The sequence below is a fragment of the Ruminococcus sp. genome (assembly GCF_019423705.1).
Classification (GTDB): Bacteria; Bacillota; Clostridia; order Oscillospirales; family Ruminococcaceae; genus Hominimerdicola.
Genome location: NZ_JAHZAX010000006.1, coordinates 50,425 through 63,141, shown reverse-complemented (window position 1 = coordinate 63,141; position 12,717 = coordinate 50,425). Strand labels below are relative to the sequence as shown.

Below are 12,717 nucleotides of genomic sequence, written 5' to 3'. Positions count from 1 at the left end.
GATCGCTTCGGCGGTCTTCTTTTTTTGTCTATTTACATATATTATGCACGCAAATTTGTTCGATTTTCCTGTTGACAGAACGCTTGTTTTGTGATACAATTGTTCCATAAGATGCAAAACAGATGTTCGGAGGGATAAAAATGGACAGGAGCGTGCTTCACGTTGACATAAACAATTGTTATGCGTCTATCGAGTGTCGGATAAACCCTGCGCTAAAGGGCAAGTGCGTTGCGGTGACGGGAAATGAGGAAGAGCGCCACGGCATAATCCTTGCGAAAAATGAGGCTGCAAAGGCTATGGGCGTCAAGACGGGAGAAACCATTTGGCAGGCAAAGCTGAAATGTCCCGAGCTTGTGACAGTTCCGCCACATTATGACATTTACTTGCAGTATTCAAAGGCGGCGCACGATATCTATGACAGATACACCGACCGCATTGAGCCTTTTGGCATTGACGAATGTTGGCTTGACGTGACTTGCACTCGCCGTGATATCAAGGAAGTCGCCGACGAGATAAGGGAGACGGTGAAAAAAGAGCTGGGCATAACTGTGTCCGTTGGGGCAAGCTTCAACAAGATTTTCGCAAAGCTGGGTTCGGATATGAAAAAGCCCGACGGCACGACTGTTATTTTGCGTGAGGACTTTCGTGAGAAGATATGGGGGCTGCCTGCCGCCGACCTGCTTTATGTTGGGCAGGCGACGGCGAAAAAGCTTGCTTCAAAGGGCGTAAAGACTATCGGGCAGCTGGCGCAAACTCCGCCGCAGTATCTCGAGACTTGGCTTGGCAAATGGGGCGTGTATCTTTATCGCTATGCAAACGGTCTTGACGAGACACCAGTGCAGTATCAGAATGAGGAGCGTGCGATAAAGTCAATATCCAACGGAACCACATCTTATCGTGACCTTATGAATGACGGCGACGTGAAGATACTCACCTTTGCGCTGGCGGAAAGCGTGGCTTCACGGCTGAGAAAGCACGGCTTCAAGGCAATGGGGGTATCGGTGGGCATAAGAGACAGCAAGCTCAGGCGATTTACACGGCAATGCAAACTTTCATCGCCCACAAGCGACGGCGTAAAGATCGCACAAACGGCTTTCAAGCTTTACAAAGAGTCTTACGACTGGTCGCAGGATATACCTATCCGCTCAATAACTATCGGCACTTACGAGCTTTGCGACGCTGACACCGCCTGTCAGCTTGATCTTTTCACCTCGCCGAAAAAGCTTGAAAAGCGTGAGCGCATTGACAAGGCTGTTGACAGGATAAGGGAGCGTTACGGCTATAACGCCATAAATCGTGCGGTGGTGGCGACGGATAAGGAATTTTTCCGCTTTGACGCACGTCTGCAAAACGAGATACACCCTGTTGGCTTTACGGGATAACTTGGCGATTTTGGGCGACTTGGGTACAAAAAAAGCGCAATAAGCCGATAAACGACTTAAAGCGCCTTTGCTTTTTTGAAATGACCGATTTTCATACTCTCAGTATAAAGCATTCGGGAGCGTTTGTCAATAGGCAAATTGTGAAAAGTATGTTATATTGCACAAAAGATCCGTCCGAAACAGGCACTATTAATAAATATATATAAGCTGGGGGAGGGTGACGAAATTTTTGAGACGTGGCGAAATTTTTGTTGACATTTTCGGAAAGTGCGTGATATAATTTTGGCGTAATAATGCGTTTATGTGGGGATTTATCCACAAATGCGGAAAGGCGGACAAAATTATGGACTATCTATCTAAAAATATCTCGATCAATCTCAAAAAGCTCCGTCTGGGAAAGAAAATGTCGCTTGACGATGTGGCGGAACAGACAGGCGTCAGCAAATCAATGCTGGGGCAGATCGAAAGGGGCGATTCAAACCCCACTATCAGCACTATCGGCAAGATCGTCAGCGGACTGCGTGTTACTGTGGACGATCTTATCGCTTCGCCCTCTCACGAAACCTATCTTGTGAGAAAGGAAAAGCTCACCCCTGCAAAGGAGATCACGGGGCAGTATACAATATACAACTATTTTCCATTTGACAAGAACAGGGAGTTTGAGATATACAACATCACCATCGAGCCCGACGGCATTTATCAGAGCGGCTCTCACGGGGAGCGGACTATGGAATATCTCATTGTGACAAAGGGTGTTCTGACCCTCAAAGTCGGCGACGATTTTTACGAGGTCTGCCAAGGGGATGCGATCCGCTTTGAGTCGGACAAGGAACACAGCTATATGAACAACGGCAAGGAGCAGCTTTGCTTTGAATGTTATTTTGTATTCAAGCAGAAGTTTTAAGCCGTTGTGTACAATATCGTGCGGTATATCGGACAATAGGACAGCAGAGTTTGTATAGTTTGCTCAAAATGCAGGGCGGATTATGCCTTTGCAGCGGTAAAGTATACAAATCTCGGCAAAAGTGCTTGACAATATAGCGCACAAGGAGTATACTTAAATACAGATAAAAGCATATTAGAAACAAGGTCGTTTCATTGATAGTTCACACTATCAGTGGCGGCTTTTTGCTTTTTTATTGACTTTTGTCAAAGCTGTACGGATATTTGTACATTTAAGTGCGCAAAGGGGCTTGCTTTTTGTGACATATTTTTCTCCTGTTGGACTAGACAAACGGCTTCAATCGTGTTATAATTATTTGTATATCGAATGATTTTTATGAGAGAAGTTAAGGCAAATCGCCGGTGTCATTATAAACAGGAGGACTATTAATGGCGGTCAAAACCACGGGTACAAGTACACGTACGAAAACAGGAAATACAGCAAGAAAAAGCACAAGCTCAAAAGGCTCGGCTTCTTCAAAGAAGAGAAAAAAGAAAAAGCGCAATAATGTGGGTATTATCTGCGGCTCGGTGGCGGCGGCAATGGTGCTGGTCATCGGCGGCGGTTATTTTGCAGGACGTGCCTATTATAACGGCAAGTTTCTGAACAACACCTTCATCAACGGCGTTGACGTCAGCGGAAAGACCTTTGAACAGGCCTGCGATCTGCTGGGGGCTGGGGATAATCCTTATCAGCTTACGGTCAAGACTATCGACGGAACTGACGTTGTTTTTCAGACTTCCGACTTTGATTATAAGCTCAGCGGCAAGGACGAGGTGCAGAAGCTTTTTGAAAGCGTTGACCGTGGAAGCTGGTTTATGTCGCTGGCTCATCAGACCAATTACAGCTATGACGAGGGCATAAGCTTTGACTCAAAGAAGCTTAACAAGCTCATCGAAAAGACTGGCTGGGGCGATGTTGAAACGACTGACGCTAAGCTTGGTCTCAACGAGGACAAGACCGCTTATGTGATAACCAAGGAAGTCCAGGGCAATAAGATCACGGATATGAAAAAGCTGGAGAGTTTTATTACCGACGGACTTGCGCAGGGCAAGTTAAGTCTTGAGCTGGATGCCGATACAGGTTGCTACACGCTGCCGGAGGTAAAGTCTGCCGACCTTGAGGACGAATGTGAAAAGCGCAACAAGGTCTTTCAGATGTCGATAACTTACGATTTTGACTACACCACCGAGACGCTTACAGGCGAAGAGCTTATGAAGATCATCAACTTGAAGGACGATGGCAGCTATACTGTTGACGCCGACAAGGCGATGAAGTATGTTGAAAAGCTTGCTAAAAAGTACGATACATACAACACAAAGAGAAAGTTCCACGCAACTTTGCAGGGCGATATAGTCGTTCCGACGAGCGATGACGCAAAGTACGGCTGGTGGATAGATCAGCAGCTTACTTGCGATGCTCTTGTGGAAATGCTGGAGGAAGGTTCCAGCGTTTCAAAGGTCGATCCGATATACGTCAGCACAGGTTATTACGACTTCACAGGCGTTGAATCGGCGAGAACAAAGGACGACGATATCGGCGATACTTATATTGAGATAGACCTTACAGATCAGCACCTTTGGTATTACGAGAAGGGCAAGAAAAAGCTTGACACTTACATCGTTTCGGGTCAGACCACATCACTTGCGAGGACAACTTTGCCGGGCGTTTACAAGCTTTGGTCGAAGGAGACTAACAAGCGTATGAAGGATACAAACGCTGACGGCGATGAGTGGGATACAAAGTGCAACTTCTGGAACAACGTTTCACTCTGCGGTATCGGACTTCACGATTCAACTTGGAGAAACGGCTATTTCGGCGGAGAGATATACAAGTACAACGGCTCTCACGGCTGCATAAATATGTCTTATGATGACGCTAAATATGTTTACGACAATGTTCCTTACGGCACACCTGTTGTTATGTATTACCAGTCTGCGGAATAAGGGACTGTTAAGACAATCAAATAAATGATGATCAAGGACGATCAAGGCTGTATATTATGAAAATGTATACGGTCTTTTCGTCCTTTATTTTTTTATAATATATAATTTATAATTTTGAAAGTGGGAATTTAGCACAAAGGGGGATTTTGTTTGGAGAAAATTCTTTACAGAGACGGCTTCACCGCCGAGGATATCCCCGATAACATCGTTAAGATAATTTCGGGGGCGTCTTACAAGGAAAACAACAAGGTGAAGCTCAGCGACCTTGCTTATTTGCAGGTGAGGTATTACGACTTTGAGCACAAAGTTCAAAACGGCGAGCTTATCGTGGCGAGGAAGCTTGCGGAGGAAGTGCTTGATATCTTCTATGAGCTTTTTGAGGCGGAATATGAGATTGAAAAGATTCGTCTTGTGGACTATTATGACGCCGATGATGAACGCTCGATGACGGATAACAACTCCTCAGCCTTCAATTTCAGAGTTGTGGCGGATACAAATACGCTGTCGGCACACAGCTTCGGAAGGGCTATCGACATCAATCCGCTCATCAATCCTTACATCGTCGGCGACAAGGTAATGCCTGCAAAGGGTGTGCAATATGCTGACCGTGATAAGGACTTTGACCACAAAATTGACAGAACAGACCTTTGTTATTGCATTTTCAAACGGCACGGCTGGAAATGGGGCGGCGAATGGCAAAATTCAAAGGACTATCAGCACTTTTACAAGGAGCGAAAAACGCCTTTGAAAACGGCGGTCAAACGGCTTAAAAAGGCGCTTGACGGCTGAGTATGTCAGAGAACTAAGTGCAGTATAACGCACAAGTTGATATAAAAATGTTAGCAGAATTAATAAAAAGTTAATAATTAATTTATGCAGGATTTAATAAACCATCTTGCATTTCAATTTAATGTATGTTATAATTATAAAGCTGTCGGAATAGTAGGATATTTCGTGAAGCGAACAAGGTTTGCGAAATGCTGTGACGGATAGCAGAAAAGTATGAAAAATGCAGGATTGGAAAACAAAACTTGCTTTTTGACGCAGACTTAAAAGCTGCGTTGATTCATAAAATAAAACGATTTGCCGAGCGTGATACCGCTTTGGCAGGAAAGGGTGATAATTAATGGAACGCACGGAGAATATGACAAATGTTAAGAGCCTGTATTCCCCTAAGTTTGAGCACGATAACTGCGGTATAGGTGCAGTTGTAAATATCAAGGGCGTGAAAACTCACGCAACTGTTGCAAATGCGCTGACTATCGTCGAGACGCTCGAACATCGTGCAGGTAAGGACGCAGAGGGTAAAACAGGAGACGGAGTAGGTATCCTGCTTCAGATATCTCATAAATTCTTCAAGAAAATTGCCGCTTCCGAACTTGGTATCACACTTGGCGGAGAAAGAGATTATGCCGTTGGTATGTTCTTCTTCCCGCAGAACGAGCTTGCAAGAAATCAGGCAAAGAAAATGTTCGAGATCATTGCCGAAAAGGAAGGCCTCGAGGTGCTGGGCTGGAGAGTTGTTCCTGCAAAGCCTGAGGTGCTTGGCAAGAGAGCTGTCGAGTGTATGCCTGCGATCATGCAATGCTTCATCAAGCGTCCAAAGGGCGTAAAGAAAGGCCTTGACTTTGACCGCAAGCTTTACGTTGCAAGACGTGTGTTCGAGCAGTCAAACGAGGATACTTATGTTGTATCCCTCTCAAGCAGAACTATCGTATATAAGGGAATGTTCCTTGTACAAGATCTGAGAAAGTTCTTCCCAGACCTTCAGGATAAGGACTATGAGTCCGCTATCGCAATGGTCCACTCAAGATTTTCTACCAACACAAATCCAAGCTGGCAGAGGGCGCATCCAAACAGAATGATCGTCCACAACGGCGAGATCAACACTATCAGAGGCAACGCTGATAAAATGCTTGCTCGTGAAGAGACGATGAAGTCTGAGCACCTCAAGGGCGATCTTGACAAAGTTATCCCTGTTGTTAATACTGAGGGCTCTGACTCTGCAATGCTTGATAACACGCTGGAATTTCTTGTTATGAGCGGTATGGATCTTCCACTTGCCGTTATGATAACAATTCCTGAGCCTTGGGACAACAACGGCACGATGAGCCAAGCTAAGAAGGACTTTTATCAGTATTATGCAACGATGATGGAGCCTTGGGACGGCCCTGCTTCTATCCTGTTCTCAGACGGTGATATGATGGGCGCTGTTCTCGATAGAAACGGCCTGCGTCCTTCAAGATATTACATCACAAAGGACGGCAATCTTATCCTTTCATCTGAGGTGGGCGCACTTCCTGTTCCTGCTGAGGATATCATCGAAAAGGAAAGACTTCGTCCGGGCAAGATGCTTCTTGTTGATACTGTTCAGGGCAGAGTTATCGACGATGACGAGCTTAAAGAATACTATGCTTCAAAGCAGCCTTACGGCGAGTGGCTTGACAGCAACCTCGTTAGACTCAAAGACCTCAAGATACCTAACATCAAGGTCGAGGAGCACGGTTATGAGGAGAGACAGAGACTTCAGAAAGCCTTCGGTTATACATACGAGGACGTTATGACCTCTATCCTGCCAATGGCAAAGAACGGCGCAGAGTCTATCGCCGCAATGGGTACTGACAGTCCGCTGGCCGTGCTTTCAAAAGAGCCACAGCCTTTGTTCAATTACTTCAAGCAGCTCTTTGCGCAGGTAACAAATCCGCCTATCGACGCTATCAGAGAAGAGATCGTTACATCGACTACTATTTATATAGGCGAGGACGGAAACATTCTTGAAGAGAAGCCTGAAAATTGCAAGGTTATGAAGATACACAATCCTATCCTTACATCGACGGATATCCTCAAGATCAAGAATATGCACATCCCAGGCTTTAAGGTAGCCGTTATCCCTATACTTTATTATAAGAACACAAGGCTTGAAAAGGCCATAAACAGACTTTATATCGAGGCTGACAAGGCGTTCAGCGAGGGTGCGAACATTCTTATCCTCTCCGACAGAGGCGTTGACGAGAACCACCTTGCTATCCCTTCGCTGCTGGCTGTATCGGCTCTTCATCAGCACCTTGTTGTTACAAAGAAGAGAACATCACTTGCAGTTATCCTCGAGAGCGGCGAGCCGAGAGAAGTTCATCACTTTGCAACTCTCCTTGGTTACGGTGCTTCCGCTATCAACCCATATCTTGCGCAGGAGACTATCCACGAGCTTATCGCTGACGATCTTCTCGACAAGGATTACTATGCAGCCGTTGACGATTATAACTCTGCTGTACTCCACGGCATTGTAAAGATCGCTTCAAAAATGGGTATCTCAACTATCCAGTCATATCAAGGCTCACAGATATTCGAGGCTATCGGTATCGGCGAGGACGTTATAAACAAGTATTTCACAGGCACAGTCAGCAGGATCGGCGGTATCACTATCTCAGATATCGAGAAGAATGTTGACAGACTTCATACATCAGCCTTTGATCCACTTGACCTTGGCACAAATGCCGAGCTTGAGTCAAGAGGCAGCCACAAGTTTAGAAGCGGCAAGGAGGAGCACCTTTACAATCCTCAGTCTATCTATCTGCTCCAGCAGGCCGCAAGAACAGGCGATTACGAAACATATAAGAAGTATTCAAAGCTTATCTCAGAGGAAATGGACCCTGTAAACATCAGAGGTCTTATGGACTTCAACTTTGCTGAAAACCCTGTTCCGCTGGAAGAGGTGGAGAGCGTTGAGTCTATCGTAAGAAGATTTAAGACGGGCGCAATGTCCTACGGCTCTATCTCACAGGAAGCACACGAGGCGCTTGCCATCGCAATGAACAGACTGCACGGCAAGTCAAACTCGGGCGAGGGCGGCGAGAGCCTTGACAGACTGCTCACAAAGGGCACGGCAGAGGACAGATGCTCCGCTATCAAGCAGGTGGCTTCGGGACGTTTCGGCGTAACTTCAAGATACCTCACATCTGCTGACGAGATACAGATCAAAATGGCACAGGGTGCAAAGCCTGGCGAGGGCGGACACCTTCCGGGCAAGAAGGTTTATCCTTGGATAGCTAAGACAAGACATTCAACACCGGGCGTATCCCTTATCTCACCACCGCCACATCACGATATCTATTCTATCGAGGACTTGGCACAGCTTATTTACGACCTCAAGAACGCTAACAAGAACGCAAGAATTTCTGTAAAGCTTGTTTCCGAATGCGGCGTTGGTACGGTCGCTGCCGGTGTTGCAAAGGCCGGCGCAGGCGTTATCCTTATCTCGGGTTATGACGGCGGTACTGGCGCTGCTCCGAGAAACTCTATCTACAACGCAGGTCTCCCTTGGGAGCTTGGACTTGCTGAGGCTCATCAGACCCTTATCAAGAACGGCTTGAGAAACAAGGTCGTTATCGAGACAGACGGAAAGCTTATGACTGGCCGTGACGTTGTTATCGCAGCTATCCTCGGCGCAGAGGAATTTGGCTTTGCAACCGCTCCGCTGATAACACTTGGCTGCGCAATGATGAGAGTGTGCAACCTTGATACCTGCCCGTTCGGCGTTGCAACACAGAACCCTGAGCTTAGAAAGAAGTTCCCAGGCAAGCCTGAATATGTAATGAACTTTATGCTCTTTGTGGCTGCCGAGCTGAGAGAGTATATGTCAAGACTGGGCGTAAGAACAGTTGACGAGCTGGTGGGCAGGATCGACCTTATCAAGCCAAAGGCAGGTATCACAGGCACAGCGGCAGAGGTCGACCTTTCTAACATCATCAATTCAGATTACGTTTCCGAAAAGATCGAATACAACAAGAAATCTAAGTACGACTTCAAGCTCGAGAGCACACTTGACGAAAAGATACTTATGAAGGAGTTCGACAAGAACTTAAAGAGCGGCGAGAAGAAGTCTATCACAGTAAATGTCAAGAACACAGACCGTTCATTCGGTACTATCTTCGGTTCAGAGATCACAAGAAAGTATTACAACACACTTGCTGACGACACATTCAAGATCGTCTGCAACGGTTCCGGCGGACAGAGCTTCGGTGCGTTTATCCCGAACGGCTTGACCCTTGAACTTGTTGGCGATTCAAACGACTACTTCGGCAAGGGACTTTCGGGCGGTAAGCTTGTGGTTTATCCGCCAAAGGAATCGACCTTTAAGGCTGAGGACAACATCATCATCGGCAACGTTGCACTTTACGGCGCAACAAGCGGTAAGGCATTCATCAACGGTGTTGCAGGCGAGCGTTTCTGCGTAAGAAACTCTGGTGCAGTTGCAGTTGTCGAGGGTGTTGGCGATCACGGCTGCGAGTATATGACAGGCGGACGTGTTGTAGTTATCGGCAAGACAGGCAAAAACTTTGCGGCAGGTATGTCCGGCGGTGTTGCTTATGTTCTTGATGAGGACAGACACCTTTACACAAGACTTAACAAAGAAATGGTGCTCTTCTCCGAGGTCAAGGAGAAGTACGATATAATCGAACTGAAAGACCTTATCCAGCAGCACGTTGACGCAACGGGTTCTGCAAAGGGCAAGGAGATACTTGATAACTTTGACGAGTATCTGCCTAAGTTCAAGAAGATAATCCCTCACGATTACCAGAAGATGATGTCGGCGATCGTATCAATGGAAGAAAAGGGTCTCAGCAGCGACCAAGCTCAGATCGAGGCATTCTATCAGATCATCAACGGCAAGCAGTAAGTAATTAAGGAGGTTCAGAGAAATGGGAAAGCCAACAGGTTTTATGGACTATAAGCGAGAGGACGCACCGGCGTTCTCCGTTGAGGAACGTATAAAGAATTTTAACGAGTTTCACACCCCTCTTTCAAAAGAGGAGCAGCAGAAGCAGGGCGCAAGATGTATGGAATGCGGCGTGCCATTCTGTCAGTCAGGAATGAAGATCGGCAACGCATTTTCGGGTTGTCCGCTGAACAATCTTATCCCTGAGTGGAACGATCTTATCTGCAAGGGCAACTGGGAACAGGCTTATTACAGACTGCATATGACGAACAATTTCCCCGAGTTCACATCGAGAGTTTGTCCTGCCCTTTGTGAAAAGGCCTGCACTTGCGGAGCTAACGGCGACGCTGTCACCACAAAGGCCAACGAGTACGGCATAATCGAGAACGCATACGATCACGGCTATGCTGCCGCAAGAGTGCCTCAGGTGAGAACGGGCAAGAAGATCGCAGTTATCGGCTCGGGTCCTTCGGGACTTGCCGCTGCCGATCAGCTCAATCAGAGAGGTCACAGCGTAACAGTTTTCGAGCGTGAGGATAGAGTTGGCGGACTGCTTATGTACGGCATTCCGAATATGAAGCTTGAAAAGCAGATAATCGACCGCAAGGTCAACATTATGAAAGAGGAGGGCATTGAGTTCCGCACGGGGGTCAATGTTGGCAAGGACGTGAAGGCGGCTGAGCTGCTCAAAGAGTTTGACAGAGTTATCCTTTGCTGCGGCGCTTCAAATCCAAGAGATATCAAGGCAGAGGGCAGAGACGCAAACGGCATTTACTTTGCGGTGGATTTCCTCAAGTCAACCACAAAGGCGCTTCTTAATGGCGGCCTGACGGACAAAAACCACATTTCCGCAAAGGGCAAGAACGTTATGGTCATCGGCGGCGGTGACACAGGCAATGACTGCGTTGGTACAAGCATAAGACACGGCGCAAAGAGCGTTTTGCAGCTTGAAATGATGCCAAAGCTCCCCGACACAAGGGCGGCTAACAATCCGTGGCCGCAATGGCCAATGGTCTGCAAGACAGACTACGGTCAGGAAGAGGCTATCGGCGTATTCGGTCACGACCCGAGAGTTTATCAGACGACTGTCAAGGAATTTCTCAAGGACAAGAAGGGCAACCTCAAGGGCGCTGTGCTTGTAAAGCTCAGCCCAGAGAAAGACCCTAAGACAGGCAGGACGATTATGAAGCCAGTTGAGGGCAGCGAATACAAGGTCGAGGCTGAACTTGTGCTTATTGCGGCAGGCTTCCTTGGCTCTGAGAGCTATCTCACAAAGGCGTTCGGCGTTGAAGTGGACGGCAGGACGAACATTGCCACGGCTGAGGGCACCCACAAGACCAATGTTGAGAACGTATTTGCGGCAGGCGACGTTCGCAGAGGTCAGTCGCTGGTGGTATGGGCTATCAGAGAGGGCAGAGATGTTGCCCGTGAGGTGGATAAGAGCCTTATGGGGTATACCAATCTTTAATTGGATAATAACACGATATAAAGAAAAGCGGACGGTTTTTGATCGTCCGCTTTTTTGTGTGCGGTAGGGGCTGACGTTGTGATTTCATCAATTGACAAGACGAATGACGTTGTTGATATTTTCGAACGTGCAGAATAATTAAGACGTTCGTGCCTTGAGCGGGACGTCAATTTATCTGCGAGTAACGGTGAGCAGATAAATTTCGCCGTCCCCTACACACATATTATTTTAGCGTTGTGATTAACAAAAAAACGGACGATATTGAACCGCCCGTTTTGTGGTATATTCTGTTTTGTTTTATTCGATCGTTGTGATATCGCTGCCGAACCAGTTTGTTGATATCTCAGCGAGCTTGCCGTCAGCCTTCATTTCGTGGAGGATCTCCTCGATCTTGTCGCAGAGAGCCTGATCGCCAAGTCTGAAACCGATCGCATATTCCTCTGGATCAAGTCCGTCAGGGAGAACCTTGTAATCCTTGCCCGATGTGGATATCTCATAGTTTGCAACAACTGAATCAAGGAATGCAGCGTCCACCATATTGAGTTCAAGCTGCTGGAGAGCCTCAACGTTTGTTGCAAGCTCAGTCGTTGTTGCGCCGTTTACTGTTACAACGTCGGAAGCAAGGAGAGTTTCCTGTGCTGTTGAACCGTTCTGAACGGCGATATTCTTGCCTGCGAGGTCAGTCTGTGAAGCGATATCGCTTGAACCATTGACAACGAAAACCATTTCGTTCTTCATATAAGGCTCGCTCATAAGCATAACTTTCTTTCTCTCGTCGCTGACTGAAAGGCCGTTCCAAATGCAGTCGATAGTGCCAGCGTTAAGGTCCTGCTCCTTAGTATCCCAGTTTACGGAATAAGTTTCCAGCTCGATGCCGAGACGTGAGCAAACTTCCTTAGCGACGTCGATGTCGAAGCCGACGATGTTGTCGTTCTCGTCAGTATAGCCCATTGGCTTGAAAGTAGGGTCAAGGCCGAGGACGAGCTTGCCGGAATCGAGAACTTTCTGAAGCGAATTATCCTCACCGCTTGCTGTGCTTGTGTTATTTGCGCCTGCTGTTGTTGACGATGAGTCAGAAGTGCTTCCGCAGCCAACTGCGAGAAGCATCATAGCGGCAGCTGAAAGTGATGCGATCGTTTTAAAGATAGATTTTTTCATTTTAAACTTCCTTTCGGGTATCCATAGCGACACCATATTAATACTTTACTATAATAACACATAAAATCATCTTTGTCAATACGAGCTTGTGAACCAACAACGAA

Annotated in this window: 7 protein-coding genes; 6 read left to right on the top strand and 1 reads right to left on the bottom strand. The window is 47.0% G+C overall.

Annotated features, from left to right (window positions below; genetic code table 11):
- Window positions 1–140: 140 nt before the first annotated feature.
- From QZ371_RS06375 to QZ371_RS06350, 6 genes are all read left to right on the top strand, one after another.
- The gene (locus QZ371_RS06375) at window positions 141–1,382 is read left to right on the top strand and encodes a DNA polymerase IV (RefSeq protein ID WP_295210773.1); all 1,242 of its coding nucleotides are present in this window, start codon (window positions 141–143) and stop codon (window positions 1,380–1,382) included.
- 343 nt (window positions 1,383–1,725) lie between these two features.
- Window positions 1,726–2,286 (top strand): XRE family transcriptional regulator, encoded by a 561-nt coding sequence (locus QZ371_RS06370; RefSeq protein WP_295210771.1) that lies wholly within the window; start codon window positions 1,726–1,728, stop codon window positions 2,284–2,286.
- Between the two features lie 428 nt (window positions 2,287–2,714).
- The gene (locus tag QZ371_RS06365) at window positions 2,715–4,271 is read left to right on the top strand and encodes a L,D-transpeptidase (RefSeq protein ID WP_295210770.1); all 1,557 of its coding nucleotides are present in this window, start codon (window positions 2,715–2,717) and stop codon (window positions 4,269–4,271) included.
- 150 nt (window positions 4,272–4,421) lie between these two features.
- The gene (locus tag QZ371_RS06360) at window positions 4,422–5,060 is read left to right on the top strand and encodes a M15 family metallopeptidase (RefSeq protein WP_295210769.1); all 639 of its coding nucleotides are present in this window, start codon (window positions 4,422–4,424) and stop codon (window positions 5,058–5,060) included.
- Between the two features lie 337 nt (window positions 5,061–5,397).
- The gene (gene gltB, locus QZ371_RS06355) at window positions 5,398–9,948 is read left to right on the top strand and encodes a glutamate synthase large subunit (protein WP_295210768.1); all 4,551 of its coding nucleotides are present in this window, start codon (window positions 5,398–5,400) and stop codon (window positions 9,946–9,948) included.
- Between the two features lie 22 nt (window positions 9,949–9,970).
- A complete protein-coding gene (locus QZ371_RS06350) occupies window positions 9,971–11,455 on the top strand; it encodes a glutamate synthase subunit beta (RefSeq protein ID WP_295210766.1) in 1,485 nt (494 codons plus the stop codon).
- A gap of 297 nt (window positions 11,456–11,752) precedes the next feature.
- On the opposite strand, the gene QZ371_RS06345 is transcribed toward QZ371_RS06350, so the two are convergent.
- The gene (locus QZ371_RS06345; RefSeq protein WP_295210764.1) at window positions 11,753–12,613 is read right to left on the bottom strand and encodes an amino acid ABC transporter substrate-binding protein; all 861 of its coding nucleotides are present in this window, start codon (window positions 12,611–12,613) and stop codon (window positions 11,753–11,755) included.
- Window positions 12,614–12,717: the final 104 nt, after the last annotated feature.